This is a genomic window from Acetobacter sp. P1H12_c (genome assembly GCF_018811975.1).
GTDB lineage: Bacteria > Pseudomonadota > Alphaproteobacteria > Acetobacterales > Acetobacteraceae > Acetobacter > Acetobacter persici.
Map to the genome: position 1 here is coordinate 1 of NZ_JACRVR010000001.1, position 17,244 is coordinate 17,244.

Sequence of the window (17,244 nt, forward strand, 5' to 3'; positions counted from 1 at the left end):
GTGGTGGTGGCGGCGGTGGCAGAATTCTGGTCTTGATCGGCGGATGCGAAACCGGAACGCTCGCAGACGTCCCCATACCGAACATCAGTCCCATAACCGCCAAGAGATGCAGCAGAATTACAACCAGCAGAGCAACAACACCGACAACAGCTCCTGTTCCGACGACAAAGCGCACCGGACTCTGTTGCTGTTGCGCGTGGTCCTTCATATTTCTACATCCTCCTTCTTCCACGCCAGCCAAAGAAACACTGGCCAGCGCCATCACCTGATCTATGGCATCAAAAACTGATGGCCCTGCACCAACATTTCGTGCCTCAGCACTGGATAGACTGACAGAGCTGCATGGCTGCCATCTTCCTGACCCTGATTGGGCAATTTGACAGCAAATATGTCAAGAATGTTCTTGATCGAAAATGAACACTGCCCTCTTTCAATGCAGACGGCCCACAAAACAGGCATATCATCCAGATCCGCAGAAAAAAGCCACTTTCTGTTGAGATGTGCCAGAATCAGGGTCATTCATGCCTGTTTTGAGCCCATTTGAATTTAAAAAAAATTCTTTGTAACGTTCCTGAATCTGTCGTGGTTCCCGTTCTCCACGCAATATAAAAAAACGGGCCCCAGAGGAGCCCGTTTTTTAACCTGTTGCAAACGTGCAGTTTATTGCGCGTTTGCACTTGCTTCGGACCGGGTCGCCCCGACCCGCGCCGCCAGAGCGGCAGCCATGAAGGCATCCAGATCCCCGTCCAGCACAGCGGCAGGGTTTCCGGTTTCAACATTGGTCCGCAGATCCTTGACCATCTGGTACGGAGCCAGAACGTAAGAACGGATCTGGTGTCCCCAGCCGATATCCGTTTTGGCGGCTTCCGTCGCGGCGGCAGCAGCCTCACGCTTTTGCAGCTCCACCTCATACATCCGCGCCCGCAGCATCTGCATGGCGGTTGCACGGTTACGGTGCTGGGAGCGGTCCGTCTGACACGCCACCACAATCCCGGTCGGGATATGGGTAATACGAATGGCCGAATCGGTCTTGTTGACGTGCTGGCCACCCGCGCCGGAAGCCCGGAAGGTATCCACCTTAAGATCGGAATCATTGATTTCGATCTCAATCGAATCGTCAATCACCGGATACACCCAGACGGACGCAAAGGACGTCTGCCGGCGGGCCGCGGCATCAAACGGGGAGATCCGCACCAGACGATGCACCCCGGCCTCCGTCTTCAGCCAGCCATAAGCGTTCGGGCCGGAAACCAGCATGGTGGCCGATTTCAGCCCTGCCTGCTCGCCTTCCGAACTTTCCATCAGCGTGACTTTGTAGCCATGCGCTTCCGCCCAGCGGGTATACATGCGCAGCATCATCTCGGCCCAGTCCTGCGCTTCCGTCCCGCCGGCACCGGCGTTGACTTCCAGATAGCAGTCATTGCTATCCGCCTCGCCAGACAACAGGCTTTCCGTCTCGCGGCGCTTGGCCTCTTCCGCCAGAGCTTTCAGGGCCGCCGTGGCTTCCGCCACCACTTCCGTATCCCCTTCCGCTTCCGCCAGCTCCACCAGTTCACAGGTATCCAGAACGCTGCTCTCCAGCTTCTGCACACCGTCAACCTGCCCGGCCAGCAGGGTGCGTTCACGCATCAGCTTCTGGGCTGCGTCGGAATCATTCCATAAATCCGGGTCTTCTGCCCGGTTGTTCAGTTCGGCAAGTCGGGCCTGAGCGACATCCCAGTTAAAGATGCCTCCTCAGCAGTGCCACCGACTGCTTGATCTGTTCATTAAGGGCTTCTGTCTCAGCCGACATCGGGCCGTCTCTCCATCAGGTCTTATAAAATCGTATGTTTGCGAACGGCCTCAATAAAGGCCGCCCATGCCAATGTCACCCCCGGACGCAGCCGGAGGCGCTTTTGGCGCGCCGGGAGCCGCAGGCTGGCCGGACCCGGTGGCCGCAGCGCCGGACTGGCCTGCCCCGGCGGCCATATCACTTTCCGAATCCGCCATGTTTTCAGCCCCGGTATCCGCCGCCGTCAGCTCGTGCGAGGCGCCGTTATCCGCAAGGCTGACGCTCACACCCGGAATCTGGCCGGGCTTGAAGGCATCAATCGCCACGCCACGGCCTGTATCATACCGCACCAGCGTGATACCCTCCGGCGCAGCAAAATCCAGCTTCGGGCGGCCTTCCAGCGCGGTTTTCATCACCTTGTTCCAGATCGGCCCGGCAATGGTGCCGCCCGTCTCGTTCTTGCCCAGTGAAGTCGGCGTATCAAAGCCAATCCACACCACTGTCACCAGATCGGGCGAATAGCCTGCAAACCATGCATCGTTAAAGTTCTGGCTGGTGCCGGTCTTCCCGGCCAGCGGATAATCAATCCCTTTGCCGGCCTGAACACCCGTCCCGCGCCGGATAACATCCTGCAACATGGTAGTAATCTGGAAAGCACTTTGTTCGGACGCCACGCGCGGGCGGTTATCCTGCACTTCAGGAATTTCATCCTGTCCGGGCATGACGAACTTTACCGCATCATTCTGCACGGGGGCTGCCGCCGGGACCGGTCCTTTTGCGCCATCGGCCCCTTTAGGGGCATCCGGGAAAACCGCATCCGTCTCGGAAGCCCCTGCAGCAGAGGACGGACCTGCTGCCGCACCGGGGGTGCCTGCACCTGTACCCGCATCAGCCGCCTGAGCCGAGGCCGCGACCAGAGAAATCCCTTCGGGACGCCAGATCACGTGGCCTTCACGGTCCTGCACGTCATCAATCAGGGTCGGGGTGACTTTCCGGCCCCCTGCGGCCAGTGACGCATACGCTCCGGCCTCTTTCAGCACCGTTGTTTCCACAGCCCCCAGTGCTGCGGGCAGCACATGCGGCATGGAATCCACCAGCCCGATTCGGGTCGCCATATCCGCCACATTCTTGATGCCGATATGGGCCGCCAGACGAATGGTCACCAGATTGCGGGATTCCCGCAACGCATCATGCAGGGACGTCGGGCCCCAGAAATCTTTCTCATAGTTGTTCGGGTGCCATGTGCCGTAGGACACAGGCGAGTCATCAAACGACTGAGAGGGCGAAATGCCCTGCTCCATCGCCTGCAGATAGACAAACGGCTTGAAGGAGGAGCCGGGCTGACGCAGCGCCTGTGTTGCACGGTCAAACTGGGACGTCTGGAAAGACCAGCCGCCCACCAGCGCCAGCACGCGCCCGGTACGGGCGTTCAGCGTCACCACAGCGCCTTCCACATGCGGCACCTGCATCAGGCCGACGCGGCTGCTTCCGGCCTGCGGCTCGACCATCACCAGATCCCCTGCCTTCAGCAGACGGAAACGCCGCGTCCAGGCCAGATCGCGGTCCTGAATTTCTCCCGTTTGCGCGGTCCCGCCCTGCATGGTGGCCCCGCGCCGCACAACAGCGCCCTCCAGCCAGCCAACCCGGCCATGCGCCGGGTCCAGCACGACCGCCAGACGCCACTGGTCCAGCATCCCCAGCGGGGCCACTTCGGCTTTCAGAGCCGCGACCCAGTCCTCCTGAGAGGATGATGCGCTGATAGTCTCCACATGCCTGACCGGCCCACGCCAGCCACCGTGCGCGCGGTCATACGCCATCAACCCCTGCCGCAGCATTGTCTGCGCTGTGAGCTGAAGGGACGGGTCCAGACTGGTATGGACATCCAGCCCGCCCTGCATGGTCATGTCCTGACCATATTTTTCCAGAAGCTGGCGGCGGACTTCCTCAGCAAACCATTCAGAACCGGGGGCCGGGCCGGGACGCACAAAATTATGCGGGATCAGCGGTTCCGCTTCCGCAGCCCGCGCAGCCTCATGCGTCAGCGCGCCCGTTTCGGCCATGCGTTCCAGCACCCAGTTACGGCGGCCGCGCGCGGCCTCGGGGAAGCGCACCGGATTATAGTTGGTGGGGGATTTGGGCAGCGCCCCAAGGAAGGCGGCCTCCGCATCATCAAGCTGGTCCAGAGGTTTGTTGAAATAGGTCTGCGCGGCAGCCCCGATGCCGTAGGCACCACTGCCCAGATAAATTTCGTTCAGATAGATTTCGAGGATCTTGCTCTTGGGCAGAACCTGCTCAATCCGCATGGCAAGAAAGGCTTCCTTGGCCTTTCGCTTCATGGAAACCGCATTACTGCCCAGCAGCATGACGCGCGCCACCTGCTGCGTGATGGTCGAGGCCCCGATCGGCCTGCGCCCCTTGCCGCGAGTAAGGTCTGTCAGCCCGGCGCGTGCGATTGCCAGCGGGTCAACGCCCTTATGGCTCCAGAATTTCTGGTCTTCCGCGGCAATAAAGGCGTTTTTCACCCGATCCGGAATAGCGCTGTACGGCACAAAAACCCGGCGTTCATCCGCCAGTTCGGCAATCAGCCGGTCATCGGACGCATAAAGGCGGCTCATCACTGGCGGCTGATAGGTCCGCAGGCCCTCAACCGTCGGCAGGTCAGACACAATGCCTTCATACTGGGTCCAGACAACAACCGCAGCCCCTGTCGTGCCGACAAGTGCCAGGGCGGCCACCGTGCCCAGCAGCCCCCGCCACTGGCGGAAACGCGGCCTGCGCCATGCAGGGCCGTGACGGGAAGAGGCTTCTCTCCCCTCGTTTTTATTGGAAGAAGACCCGGGTTCACCAGAAGACGGAGTTCTTGTCATGCAGGTCCTTTACCATTCTCATGCGCTGCCGTCTTTACTCTCGTCGCTCTTCCTGACCACATCATGGCGAATTTTGTCTTTTATCCCAGCATTTCGCCCAGAAAGCGGGCCGTATAGTCCACAACCGGGATAATCCGGCCATAATTGATGCGTGTCGGGCCAATAACGCCAATCGCGCCGACAATCCGGTTGGCCTCGTTCCGGGCGGGGGCCACCACCATGGACATGCCCGTGCCGCCAAATAATCCGCTCTCCGCGCCGATAAAAATCCGCACGCCCTCAGAATTTTCCGCCAGTTCCAGCAGCCGCAGCATGGTTTCCTGCCGCTCCAGCCGCTCAAACAGCGCCTGAATGGCCAGCAGGCGCTCCTGCCCGTCCACATCCGTCAGCAGTTTGCCCTGCCCGCGAATAATCAGGGTACCGCCGCGCTCTTCATCTCCGCCACCCCAGATTGCCAGACCGCTTTCCACCACTTCTGTGGTTAACTGATCCAGCGCGCTCCGGTTTTCCGTAATATCCGCCCCCACCCGCTCCCGCAGGTCCGGCAGCGTTGCCCCAAGGGCATGCGCGTTCAAGTAATTGGCGGCTTCCACCAGAGCCGAGGGCGGCATGCCGACGGGCGTTTCAATCACCCGGTTTTCTACATGCCCATCCGTGCCCACCAGCACAACCAGCGCCCGGTTGCCGCCCAGCGCCACAAATTCAATATGTTTGACGCCACCCTCACCTTTTGGCGCAATCACCAGCCCGGCCGCATCGGACATCCCAGACAGCAGGGAGGACGCCTCCGTCAGCGTATCCTGCAAAGACCGCCCGCGCGCCTCCAGAGACTGACCAATCCCGCGCCGCTCTTCTTCCGAGAGACTGCCAAACTGCAACAGGCCATCCACAAACAGACGCAGCCCGGCCTCCGTCGGCAGGCGACCGGCGGAGGTATGCGGGGAAAACAGCAGGCCTGCTTCCGTCAGAGAGGCCATGACATTCCTGATCGTGGCCGGGGAGAGCGGCAGCCCGAGCCTGCGGGAGAGCGTGCGTGAGCCAACGGGTTCGCCGCTGGCCACATATTCCTCCACAATTTCCCGCAGAATGGTGGCGGAGCGGGTATCCAGCCCCGGCGGCAGAACAGGCTTTGCTGGGTGCAGACCACGTTTCATGAGGATCAGACCTCCTCCTTCATAACAGGATCTTTCTGCTTCTGCGCATCTGCGTCCGGTATGACAAGAAAAACAATGGTGCGGCTCCAAGGTTTCACTCCTGCCAAAACCGCTTTATGTGCAGAGACCATATTGTTTTAAGGAGTTCCCCATGCGCCCGTCCGGCCGCCAGCCCAACCAGATGCGCCCCGTCACCATTGAAACCGGCTTTGCCCGCCACGCGGAAGGCTCGGCCCTTATCCGCGTCGGCGGCACGGAAGTGCTCTGCGTCGCCAGTGTTGAAAACCGCGTACCGCCTTTCCTGCGTGGCAAAGGCACCGGCTGGGTGACGGCGGAATACGGCATGCTGCCCCGCGCCACCCATACCCGTGGCAACCGTGAAGCCGCCAAAGGCAAGCAGTCTGGCCGCACGCAGGAAATCCAGCGCCTGATTGGCCGCTCCCTGCGCTCCGTAGTGGATCTGGCCGCTCTGGGGGAAATGAGCATCACGCTGGACTGTGACGTTCTGAACGCCGACGGCGGCACACGCTGCGCCTCCATTACCGGGGCATGGGTGGCCCTGCGTCTGGCCCTTGGACAACTTGTGGCCAAAAACGTGCTGACCCATATGCCGCTGCGCGGGCAGGTTGCCGCCGTGTCCTGCGGTCTGACCAAGGCAGGCCCGGTGCTGGATCTGGACTATGAAGAAGACAGCGCCGCCGCCGCTGACACCAATTTTGTGCTGACAGCCGACCGCCGCATTGTAGAAATTCAGGGCACAGCCGAAGAGTCTCCGTTTACGGAAGATGCTTTCAACGAGCTGTTTGCACTGGCCCGCACCGGCGTGTCCGTCCTGTTTGACGCCCAGACGCTGGCTGTTGAAACCGCGGAGAACCGCTGACATGACGCCCGGCAAACCGGAGGCTGATAAGCTGGAAGCAGGCAGTAAACTGGTTCTGGCCAGCCATAATGCAGGCAAGCTGGCCGAATTTTCGACCCTGCTGGCGGATTTTGGGGTGACCGTGCTGTCCGCCGGGGATCTCAATCTGCCGGAACCGGAAGAAACCGCCACCACGTTTGCCGGGAACGCCGCCATCAAGGCGCTGGCGGCGGCCAGGGCAACGGGTCTGCCCGCTCTGGCGGATGATTCCGGCCTGTGCGTCAGCGCGCTGGGCGGCGCTCCGGGCATTTACTCAGCCCGCTGGGCTGGCCCGGACAAAGACTTCCCCGCCGCCATGGCCCGGATTGAATACGGCATCGGCTCTGACGAGCGCGACGCATGGTTTATCTGTGTGCTGTGTCTTGCCTACCCGGACGGCACCACCCATAGCTTTGAAGGGCGCGTGGATGGCAGCATCATATGGCCCCCGCGCGGTGAAAAAGGTCATGGCTATGACCCGATTTTTACCCCCACGGGAGAAAGCCGAACCTTTGCCGAAATGGAAGAGGCCGAGAAAAACGCCATAAGCCACCGGGCGCGGGCGTTTCAGGCTTTCAAACAGGCCTGTCTCGATTAAGGTGTTTTTCGGGCAGAGCCGCAACGCTCTGCCTGAGCATTTTCTGTGCTGTGTGGGCAGCCTTCCCCCCACAGGCACACCAAAGTCCGGAACAACAGAAACACCATGACGACGCCAAACGCGCAGCAGGCTTCTTCCTACACCCCTCTGGACCTTGAAGGCGTCCGGACCTTTCTTGCAACACTCCCGGCCATTGCGGCGCGCCTTGGGGGCACACCGGATGCATGGCGGGTGTGGGAAGTCAGTGACGGCAACCTCAACATGGTGTTTCTGGCGGAAGGCCCGCAGGGCAGCGTCTGCCTGAAGCAGTCTCTTCCGCATGTGCGGGTAGACCCCTCATGGAAAATGCCGCTTGACCGCACGTTTTTTGAAGCCGCCTATCTGCGCGCCGTATTTCCGCATGTGCCCGACCTGACGACCGAATGTCTGCATTTTGACGCAGAGCAGTTTATTCTGATTGTGCCGGGTCTTTCCGGGCACACCGTGATGCGCACCGCCATGATGGCCGGACATTTTTACCCGTCTGTGGCCGCACAGGTGGGCGATTTTGTTGCGCGCAGCACGTTCGCAACATCCCTGCTGGCAGAACCGTTTGAACGGATTATGGACCGCCGGATCTGCTTTGCGCGCAACCAGACGCTCACGCGCATTACGGTCGATCTGGTACTGACAGACCCGTATCATGACCACCCACGCAACCACTGGGCGGACCCGCAGATCACCCCCATTGTGGACGCCCTGCGCGCCAGCCCGGCGGTGCAGGCACGGAGTGATAGTCTGCGTCTGCGTTTTTTAAGCGCGCCGCAGGCTCTGCTGCACGGGGACCTGCATACCGGCTCCATCATGACCGATGGCACGGACACAAGAATTATTGACGGAGAATTTGCCACCTATGGCCCCATTGGCTTTGATGCCGGGCTTTTTACTGGCAACCTGATCCTGAGCCTGTTCGCAACGCCCGACCGGGCCGGACAGGCACTGCATCTGGATATGATCCAGACATTCTGGACAAGTTTCAAAAAAGGCTTTCTCGCCCTCTGGCAGGACAGAGAATGGGCGGAGGACCGTTCAACGCTCTATTACGCCACCACAGACAAATCCACGCAGAATTTTGAAAAATCTCTTTTTATTCAAAATATTTTTCAGGATACTGTGGGCTTCTGTGCCGCAGAAATCATTCGCCGCACCATTGGCTATGCCCATGTGACCGATTTTTCAGTGCTGACCGACCCTTCTCTGCGCACCACGCGCCAGAAAGCAGCCCTTCTGTTTGCGAAAGACTGCCTTGAACAGAAAAAACCCCTGAAATCTCTGGCTGATTTTCTGGAACTGCTCTACCTGCATATGTCTGCTTTGTAAGGCTCTCAAAGCAGACACAGCACAGAAAATTTTTTATAAGCTCAGAATAGAAAACCCTTTAATTAAAAACATACTCTCAGATTTTCTCTTCGGCATTATATGCAGCAACAGGTTCGATCGGAAAACGGATCAGGTGGTAGGGCGGCTTTCTTTTATCCTGCCCGCCATTAAAGCTGGCCAGACGGTTCCACTGCCCCAATGTGCAATAAACATGCGTTTTTGTGCAGAAAATTCCATCAGGTGAGAGAATACGCGGGTCATGCACCATCAGCTCAAAAGACCCGTCTGTATTGCGCCGCAAAATGGAATCCTGCTCGAAGTTTGTTGTATAAATCCGTCCCTGCGCATCGGTCGCCAGCCCGTCGGCTGTCCCTTTTTCCCCTTCATCTTTCACGGCTGCGGCCAGCGCGGCCTCCGTCACCGTCGGGTCGGCCAGCAGCGCGGTCGGCAGGCTGTATAGTCTGCGGCTGGTCAGCGGAGCGTAAAACAGACGGTCACTCTTCGGGCTGAGCGTAATGCCATCAGCGCCCCCCACCACAAAGCGCGGTGGCTTACCGGGCGTGTAGACCAGTGGCACCCCTTCCACCACCGCCATAAAGCCCGGCTCCGCCTGTGTGGAAGGATGGGTCGCCAGAACACGCCGCTGCTGGCCTGATACAATATCCACCACCACCAGTGCCGGGCTGTGCCCGAAAGAACTGTCCGTTACATAAGCCGTGCCCGCCTGCCCGTGCGTCAGGTCCACGCGCAGATCATTCATGTGGCTGTCTGGCAGCAGAGCCGGAGCCTTCAGCACAATTTTATGCACCAGCCTGCCGGTAGAGGGCTCAAAACAGACCAGCTTGGCGGCACCCGGCTGCAAGGGCTGGCCTGCCAGTTTACCATCATCAATCGCCCAGATCCGGCCCTGCGTATCCATGGTCATCCCGTGGATCGACATCAGCCGGTCCGCCGGGGCGGCAGAAGACGGCAGGCTAAGGGCCGCCGTTGGCCAAGGCACAACACGCCCCTGCACCAGTTCCCCCAGCGTGGCTCCCTTATGGTTCACGGCATGGCGCGGGAAGCCCACAAAAATACGCCCCTCTTCCGTCACCACCACGCCGGATGGGCCGGGGCCGTAAAAATCAGCAACAATTTCAAACGATCCGGCGGATTCATACCCCTGATCACCATTCACCCCGGTTGTGGGGGTGCCACCACCCTGTACGGTGCCCTGCGTGGGCTGTTGCGCCGCCCGTGCTTCTGGCACCCGCAGCAGGCCTGTGGCCACAGGGACAATGCTCCCGCCCAGTAGCAGGGAGGACAAAAGCCGCCTGCGCCCAAGCTGCTGCTGGCCCTCCGCCTGCCCGTGCAGGCCGCCCGCGCCTTGCCTCTGTCTCACCACAGCCGCGTTCCGGGCATCACACCCGGATGGGCTGAAGGACTCAGCATGAGAGGGAATTACAGCCGGGCAGCCAGAAAGCGGGCGAGACGTCATGGACTCATCACTCCTGTTTTAAGGGGGCTCCACGCTCCCACGCACGTTCCTGTCAGACAACCCCGCGCCCGGCGGAGAGTGATCACAAACTGGAAGACGGAGAGCATCATGGCCATAAAACACAAAAAAAGCGGTGCCGTTTCCGACACCGCCTTTTGGTAGGCTTGCTTGAACGCTATCTCTTCCGACGGAGCAGGCCACAAGGCCGCTCCGCCAGAAAATCCGGACGTCTTAGCTATCCGTGTTGCGACGACGAATGGCCGCACCCAGAATATCACCGAGAGACGCACCGCTGTCGGATGAGCCGTATTCGTTGATAGCCTGCTTGTCTTCTTCAACTTCGCGACCTTTGATGGTCAGCGCGAGCTTGCGGGCAGCGCGGTCAACAGAGACCACCTTCGCATCCACGCGTTCACCAACCGCAAAGCGTTCCGGACGCTGCTCAGCCTTGTCACGGGCCAGTTCCGCACGGCGGATAAAGCCGGTCAGAACATCGTCAACCTTCACTTCAATCCCGTTGGACTGAACGGCGGTGACGGTGCAGGTCACGATGGCACCTTTCTGAACGCTCGTCAGAACGTCAGCGGCCGGGTCTTCCTGAAGCTGCTTGATACCGAGAGAGATACGTTCTTTCTCAACATCAACGTCCAGAACCTTGGCTTTGACAACCTGGCCCTTTTCGTAGTGCTTCATGGCTTCTTCGCCGGTTTCGTCCCAGGACAGGTCGGACATGTGAACCATGCCGTCGATGTCCGCGGAGAGACCAACAAACAGACCGAACTCGGTGATGTTGCGGATTTCGCCTTCTACGGTAGAGCCGATTTTGTGCTCTTCCGCGAACTGCTCCCACGGGTTGCGCTGAACCTGCTTGAGGCCCAGAGAGATGCGGCGCTTCGCGCTGTCCACATCCAGAACCATCACGTCGACTTCCTGAGACGTAGCGACGATCTTGCCCGGATGGACGTTTTTCTTCGTCCAGGACATTTCGGAAACGTGCACCAGACCTTCAACACCCGGTTCCAGCTCAACAAATGCGCCGTAATCGGTGATGTTGGTCACGCGGCCCGTGTAACGCGCACCCGGCGGGTACTTCAGGGCAACATTTTCCCACGGATCAGCTTCAAGCTGCTTCATGCCGAGGGAGATACGCTGCGTGTCGGAGTTGAAGCGGATCACCTGCACGCGGACCGGCTGGCCGATCTGCAGCGCTTCGGACGGGTGGTTGATGCGCTTCCATGCGATGTCGGTCACATGCAGCAGGCCGTCAACGCCGCCGAGGTCAACGAACGCACCGTAATCGGTGATGTTCTTCACAACGCCGTCCAGGATCATGCCTTCGGTCAGGCCCTGAATCAGTTCGCTGCGCTGTTCTGCACGGGTTTCTTCCAGAACGGCACGACGGGAGACAACGATGTTGCCACGTGCGCGATCCATTTTCAGGATCTGGAAGGGCTGCGGAACACCCATCAGCGGGCTGACGTCACGCACCGGGCGGATATCAACTTGGCTGCCGGGCAGGAACGCCATGGCGCCACCCAGATCAACCGTGAAGCCACCTTTAACGCGGCCATAGATGGTGCCGTTGACGCGCTGGTTTGCTTCGAACGCTTTTTCAAGGTTCGTCCAGGCTTCTTCACGGCGGGCTTTTTCACGAGAGAGCACGATGCTGCCGTCACGGTCTTCGTAACGCTCAACATACAGCTCAACAACGTCACCCGGCTTTACGTCGGGGGTCACGCCCTGAGGAGCAAATTCGCGCAGGGAAACGCGGCCTTCGCTCTTCAGACCAACATCGACAATCGCGAATTCGTCGGTCAGGCGGACAATGCGTCCACGCACCACGGACCCGTCAAAGCCGGTGTCACGGCCGAGGGTCTCGTCCAGAAGGGTAGCAAAATCTTCGCCACGGAAATGGTCCGTGGCCGGGGTTGCGGCTGAAGCCATGTGTAACTGTAAATCCTGCATCGGCCCGGAATGAAGCCGACACTTCCTGCGCGCCGCCATGCGGCAGCACGACTTGCCACGGACTTAAAAGAGCGAACACGGTGGTCCGTCTTTTCTCCCGCGACCCTGACTGAAAAGGAAACCTGCTGCACACAACAGGTATCTGAGGGCAGAGACACCCTCCAGCCGCGGCTTGTCAACACAATCCGCAGGATTTTAATGGGGGGTGCGGGTAAAATTATTGATTTCGTGAGAACTTCCTGAAAGCCCCCGGCGGCCCTCAGGCCACGCGCGCGCCGAGTCGCTCCCGCACAACCCGTAGGGCTTCGGCCAGAACATCGTCCGCGCCAAGTGTGTCGGTCTCAATCACAACGGCGTCGTCCGCCACCTGCATCGGTGCGGCCTCACGCCCGGCGTCCGCCGCATCACGCGCTTTCAGCGCAGCTTCCATCTCCGCAAGCCGGGCTTTTGCATCATCCGCCGCAGGGTCTTCCCCAAGCTGTAAAAAGCGGCGCAACGCCCGCGTGGCCGGAGAGGCCGTGATGAACAGTTTGACATCCGCATCCGGAAAAATAGCCGTGCCGATATCCCGGCCATCCAGCACCCCGCCGCGCGCCTGCGCAAACCGCCGCTGTGTGTCCACCAGCGCACTGCGCACGCCCGGCTGGGCAGCCACAAGGCTGGCCGCACGGGCAACCTCCTGCGTCCGCAGGTCTTTGCGCTGCGTATCGTCCGCCGTCAGCCTGCGGGCAAAATCCTCCGCCGGAGCCGCCGGGTCCTGCCCGGCATCCAGCACCAGACGCCCCACAGCGCGGTAAAGCAGCCCTGTATCCAGATATGGCAGATTCAGTTCCGCCGCCAGCCGCTTGGCCAGCGTGCCTTTCCCCGCGGCTGCCGGACCATCAACCGCCAGAACCGGACCACCGCGCATCACGCTGAAAACCCTGCGCCAAGGCTGTTCATCAGCGCGAAATAGCCGGGGAAGCTGGTGTCAATAAACGCGGTATCGTCAATATCGACCGGCTTTTCCGCCACCAGCCCCAGCACGGACGCACTCATGGCCAGACGGTGGTCCATATGGGTTTCCACCAGCCCGCCACCCGGAATATGGCCGCCTGTGCCGTGGATAATCAGATCATCCCCGTCAATACGGGTGCGGACCCCGTTATTTTCCAGCAGCGCCACGGTGGAGGCCAGACGGTCACTTTCCTTCACGCGCAGTTCCGCAAGCCCGCGCAGGCGGGAAATGCCGGTGGCATGGGCAGCCGCCACGGCCAGCACGGGATATTCATCAATCATGGAGGGGGCGCGGTCGGCAGGCACATCTACCGCCTGAAGGGAGGAGGCCCGCACATGCAGGTCTCCCACCGGCTCACCGCCCTCCGTGCGTTCATCCAGAATATCCAGACGCCCGCCCATTTCCCGCAGCGTGGTAAACAGACCCGTGCGGAGCAGGTTGAGGCCCACATTGGTGATCGTCACATCGGACCCCGGCACCAGCAGCGCCGCCACCAGCACAAACGCAGCGGAAGACGGATCACCCGGTACCGTCACATCCCGCGCAACAAGGCGCGGCTGCCCTTCCAGCCGGATCAGGCGGCCACCCTCAGGCGTTTCCTCCACCGTCACATGTGCGCCAAAATGCCGCAGCATGTTTTCCGTATGGTCACGGGTCGGCACCGGTTCTTCCACCTGTGTCACCCCGGCGGCGTTCAGGCCTGCCAGCAGCACTGCGGATTTCACCTGCGCGGAGGCGACCGGCAGACGGTAGGACAGCGGGGCAGGCTGCGCAGTACCCTGAATAGCCAGCGGCAGACGCCCGCCATCCCGCGCGAGGAAGGTGGCCCCTGTGCCTGCCAGCGGGTCCATCACGCGCTTCATCGGGCGGCGGCGCAGGCTGGCATCCCCGGTCATGACAGACATAATTCCGTGGCTGGCCAGCAGGCCGGACAGCAGGCGCGCCGCCGTGCCGGAATTGCCCATATCGAGCACATCCGCCGGTTCCCGCAGGGCACCCAGCCCACAGCCATGCACATGCCAGCGGCCGTCATCCTCGCGTGAGATTTTGGCGCCCAGAGCACGCATGGCATCGGCCGTACGCAGCACGTCCTCCCCTTCCAGCAGGCCGACAATCCGTGTCTCGCCCCGGGCGAGGGCCGCAAACATCAGAGCGCGGTGGCTGATGGATTTGTCACCCGGCACGGCAATTCTGCCGGTCAGGGAGGACGCAGGGCGGGAAACACGCAGAGCGCTGGAGGAAGCAGAAGGCTTTGTCATGGTCATTTCATTCCGGCTTGTCCTGCCGTAAGTCAATCCGGCGGACGGGAAAACACCGTCTTTTTTACGGAAAAAGAGGCCCGACCGGCACTCAGGGTTTGACAGGACCCCTGTGCAATGGCATGTGGCCTCGCCTTAATACGTCTGGACTGTTCCCCTCCCGCGCCGCGGTCTTCAGGGAATCGTCCTTTTCCGGGACACGCTTTGTCCCAATGTCTGACCAGGATCGACAGGTAGCAAGATGTCCCAGCCCGATCTCGGCACCAAACGCATCTGCGTGTCCTGCGGTGCCCGCTTCTATGACCTGAACAGGTCTCCCGCCGTCTGCCCGAAATGCGGCACGGAACAGCCGGAGCTTGTCTCCCGTCTGCGTCGTAATTCTGACAGTCTGACACCGCATGCAGACAAGCAGCTTCCGCCCAAGAAAGATGATGACGATATCGATATCGACACCGATGATGATACGGACGGTGACGATGATGATGTGATGGAAGACACGTCCGATCTGGACGATGATGATGATGACATCAGCTCTGACATCGACGTCAGCACGGATTCGGACGAACACGATTCCTGAGGCAGCTCAGGGAGCCGGGTCCGTCCCGGCCCCTGCGTGGCCCTGCATCACTCTTTTGTGATGCGTCTTTGAAAGCCCGGTTTTCTCCGGGCTTTTTTTGTGCCTGATAGTCAGGCGCGGCGCTCTATTTCCACACCCACAGCTTCAATTTCTTCAAACACATCCAGCTTTTCAATCCGCACGCGCACAACCCGCACGCGGGTATCGGCCAGAACGCCTGCGGCAATCCGCTCCGCCAGCGTTTCCACAAGCTGCACATGCCCTTCCTGCACAATACGGCGCACCAGCAGCACAACATCCTCGTAAGAAACGGTGCGGCTCAGATCATCCGCCCCTACTTCGAGATCATTCCGGTCCAGCACACCAAACGAGACAGAGACACGGATGCGCTGCGTCACCCCCTGCTCGTGCGGGAACACGCCAATATGGGCGTCAAGCACCATGTTTTTTAAAAACAGATGGCGCAAAGGCGGTTCTTCCGCCCATGGAGCAAAAATTGTCATTCGTCCTATTCTTCCAGCACGCTGCCCGGGGGGAGCGCGGGTGACCATTGCAGATGCTGCCCGCCATCCAGCGCCAGCATCTGTCCGGTTACGGAGGGCAGGGCCAGCAGGGCCAGCGCCGCACGGGCCACTTCCGCCGGGCATGTTCCATGAGCCAGCGGCACTGACGCGCATTGTTTTGCAAACTGCTCTTCCGTCTGGCGCGGGCTGGGCAGCGCCGGGCCGGGGCCAATGGCGTTCACCCGAATTTTTTTAGGAGCCAGCGCCAGCGCCATGGTCTGCGTAAGCGTCCATAATGCGCTTTTGGAAACCGTATAGCTGATAAAATGCGGTGTGAGAGACCAGACACGCTCATCCAGCATGTTCAGAATCATCCCCTCCGCCTGAGCTGGCAACGCTTTGGCAAAATCCTGCATCAGCACAAACGGCGCACGCAGATTAGGCTTCATGTGCCCCATCCAGCTCTCGCGCGTGGTGTTGTCCCATTCGTCCCGCTCAAAGGTGGAGGCGTTGTTTACCAGCACCCCCAGCGGGCCACCCAGCGCCTGCATGGCGGCAGGAACAAGCGGTGTCACCTCTTCTTCCCGTGCCAGATCAGCCTGAAGCAGGCACCCTTTACGGCCACGGGCCTCGACGGCTTTCAGCGTTTCTTCCGCACCCTGCCGGTCTCCCCGGTAATGAATGGCAACATCAAACCCCGCCTCAGCCAGAGCCAGCACAATGGCCTGCCCCAGCCGCGCCTTGCCGCCCGTCACCAGCGCGCGGCGCGGGAGCGCGGGAGAAAGCGGGAAGACACTCAGCGGCACCGTCGTCACACCCGCACTGGTTTCAGCCTGCGTCATGCGGGCCTCCGCGCGCCAAGGGCTGCGGCCAGTGTGCCATCATCCAGCACATCCAGCGCACCGCCCACGGGCATCCCCTGCGCGACACGGCTGACGGTCACACCCTCATAAAAAGCCAGTTTATCCATCAGCCAGTGCATGGTTGTCGCCCCTTCTACCGTCGCGCCCAGTGCCAGAATCACTTCCCGCACGCTGCCCTGCTCCAGCCGCTCCAGCAAAGGGCCAACATTCAGGTCTTCCGGGCCAATCCCGGCCAGAGGGGAGAGCGTGCCCCCCAGCACCTGATAGACCCCCCGATGCACTCCGGCCCGCTCCAGCGCCCAGAGGTCTCCCACCGTTTCCACGACACACACCACACCGGGGTCCCGCAGGGGGTCCGTGCAGATATGGCAGGGGTCAACCGTGTCCAGATTCCCGCAGGTGGAGCAGGTTTTTATCGCCTCTCCCGCACGCTCCAGCGCGCGGGCCAGCGGCACAAGGCGGGCCTGCGGGTCCCGCAGTAAAAACAGGGCAATCCGGCGCGCAGAGCGCGGGCCAAAGCCCGGCAACCGCCCCAGCAGCCTGATCAGCTGCTCTATTTCATGCCCACCCATACCGCGCGCAGCCGGGTCAGAACGGCAGTTTCATGCCAGCAGGCAGGTTCAGGCCGCCGGTAACTTTCTGCATTTCTTCCGCAGCCTTTGCGTCCAGCTTGGTGCGGGCATCGGCACAGGCGGCCATAATCAGGTCCTGCAGCATTTCCATTTCCGCCGGGTCGGCCAGTTTCGGGTCAATCCGGATGGAGCGCATATCACCCTTGCCGCTCAGCACCACCGTCACCATCCCTGCCCCTGCGGAGCCTTCAATATTCATGGCTTCCAGTGAGCTCTGCATGGCTTCCATTTTGGCCTGCATCTGGGTGGCCTGCTTCATCAGTCCGGCAAGATTTTTCACAGCATCTCTCCTTGTCTGGCTGCATCCGTGCAGCCCATTTGTCC

16 protein-coding genes and 1 pseudogene are annotated in these 17,244 nt (G+C 60.7%); 4 read left to right on the plus strand and 13 right to left on the minus strand.

The annotated features are described in order from the left end of the window. The 5 genes and pseudogenes from KP699_RS00005 to hrcA all read right to left on the minus strand — a co-directional run. Positions 1–262: pseudogene (locus KP699_RS00005) on the minus strand (hypothetical protein); the annotation flags it as partial. 8 nt (positions 263–270) lie between these two features. After that, positions 271–519 (minus strand): hypothetical protein, encoded by a 249-nt coding sequence (locus KP699_RS00010; RefSeq protein ID WP_077930804.1) that lies wholly within the window; start codon positions 517–519, stop codon positions 271–273. 141 nt (positions 520–660) lie between these two features. Continuing rightward, a protein-coding gene (gene prfB / locus KP699_RS00015) for a peptide chain release factor 2 (protein WP_143217687.1) occupies positions 661–1,792 on the minus strand; the annotation gives its coding sequence in 2 pieces (ribosomal slippage) (positions 661–1,722 and positions 1,724–1,792; 1,131 coding nt in all). A 50-nt stretch (positions 1,793–1,842) separates the two neighbouring features. Beyond that, positions 1,843–4,638 (minus strand): penicillin-binding protein 1A, encoded by a 2,796-nt coding sequence (locus tag KP699_RS00020; RefSeq protein ID WP_215761202.1) that lies wholly within the window; start codon positions 4,636–4,638, stop codon positions 1,843–1,845. An 80-nt stretch (positions 4,639–4,718) separates the two neighbouring features. Beyond that, positions 4,719–5,792, minus strand: a complete 1,074-nt coding sequence (gene hrcA, locus KP699_RS00025) for a heat-inducible transcriptional repressor HrcA (RefSeq protein ID WP_212355139.1) — start codon at positions 5,790–5,792, stop codon at positions 4,719–4,721. 151 nt (positions 5,793–5,943) lie between these two features. On the opposite strand from hrcA, the gene rph reads away from it, so the two are divergent. The 3 genes from rph (at position 5,944) to mtnK (ending at position 8,647) form a co-directional block, all read left to right on the plus strand. Then, entirely contained in the window at positions 5,944–6,672 is a 729-nt protein-coding gene (gene rph / locus KP699_RS00030; protein ID WP_025829128.1) for a ribonuclease PH, read from the plus strand. 1 nt (position 6,673) lies between these two features. Further along, a complete protein-coding gene (rdgB, locus tag KP699_RS00035; RefSeq protein ID WP_215761203.1) occupies positions 6,674–7,288 on the plus strand; it encodes an RdgB/HAM1 family non-canonical purine NTP pyrophosphatase in 615 nt (204 codons plus the stop codon). 105 nt (positions 7,289–7,393) lie between these two features. Beyond that, on the plus strand, positions 7,394–8,647 hold the full coding sequence (gene mtnK, locus KP699_RS00040) for an S-methyl-5-thioribose kinase (RefSeq protein WP_215761204.1): 1,254 nt from the start codon (positions 7,394–7,396) through the stop codon (positions 8,645–8,647). 76 nt (positions 8,648–8,723) lie between these two features. Here mtnK and KP699_RS00045 read toward each other — a convergent pair whose 3' ends face one another. From KP699_RS00045 to aroA, 4 genes are all read right to left on the minus strand, one after another. Beyond that, the gene (locus tag KP699_RS00045) at positions 8,724–10,124 is read right to left on the minus strand and encodes a major royal jelly family protein (protein ID WP_252346704.1); all 1,401 of its coding nucleotides are present in this window, start codon (positions 10,122–10,124) and stop codon (positions 8,724–8,726) included. Between the two features lie 231 nt (positions 10,125–10,355). Next, positions 10,356–12,068 carry a 30S ribosomal protein S1 gene (gene rpsA / locus KP699_RS00050; RefSeq protein WP_025829123.1) on the minus strand — a complete coding sequence of 571 codons (1,713 nt, stop codon included), beginning with the start codon at positions 12,066–12,068 and terminating at the stop codon, positions 10,356–10,358. Positions 12,069–12,348: 280 nt separating this feature from the next. Continuing rightward, complete coding sequence (gene cmk, locus KP699_RS00055; RefSeq protein ID WP_208864064.1) at positions 12,349–13,002, minus strand: (d)CMP kinase; 654 nt, start codon at positions 13,000–13,002, stop codon at positions 12,349–12,351. Then, complete coding sequence (gene aroA / locus KP699_RS00060; RefSeq protein ID WP_086655637.1) at positions 12,999–14,345, minus strand: 3-phosphoshikimate 1-carboxyvinyltransferase; 1,347 nt, start codon at positions 14,343–14,345, stop codon at positions 12,999–13,001. The genes cmk and aroA overlap by 4 nt, the downstream gene beginning before the upstream one ends. A 241-nt stretch (positions 14,346–14,586) precedes the next feature. On the opposite strand from aroA, the gene KP699_RS00065 reads away from it, so the two are divergent. Beyond that, positions 14,587–14,922, plus strand: a complete 336-nt coding sequence (locus tag KP699_RS00065) for an FYDLN acid domain-containing protein (RefSeq protein ID WP_215761205.1) — start codon at positions 14,587–14,589, stop codon at positions 14,920–14,922. A 110-nt stretch (positions 14,923–15,032) separates the two neighbouring features. Here KP699_RS00065 and folB read toward each other — a convergent pair whose 3' ends face one another. The 4 genes from folB to KP699_RS00085 are packed head-to-tail and all read right to left on the minus strand — an operon-like array spanning position 15,033 to position 17,200. Then, on the minus strand, positions 15,033–15,425 hold the full coding sequence (folB, locus tag KP699_RS00070; protein ID WP_086655633.1) for a dihydroneopterin aldolase: 393 nt from the start codon (positions 15,423–15,425) through the stop codon (positions 15,033–15,035). Positions 15,426–15,430: 5 nt separating this feature from the next. Then, positions 15,431–16,231 carry an SDR family oxidoreductase gene (locus KP699_RS00075; protein ID WP_215761489.1) on the minus strand — a complete coding sequence of 267 codons (801 nt, stop codon included), beginning with the start codon at positions 16,229–16,231 and terminating at the stop codon, positions 15,431–15,433. 32 nt (positions 16,232–16,263) lie between these two features. After that, positions 16,264–16,860 carry a recombination mediator RecR gene (gene recR / locus KP699_RS00080; protein WP_025828724.1) on the minus strand — a complete coding sequence of 199 codons (597 nt, stop codon included), beginning with the start codon at positions 16,858–16,860 and terminating at the stop codon, positions 16,264–16,266. 16 nt (positions 16,861–16,876) lie between these two features. Further along, on the minus strand, positions 16,877–17,200 hold the full coding sequence (locus KP699_RS00085; RefSeq protein ID WP_025828722.1) for a YbaB/EbfC family nucleoid-associated protein: 324 nt from the start codon (positions 17,198–17,200) through the stop codon (positions 16,877–16,879). Positions 17,201–17,244: the final 44 nt, after the last annotated feature.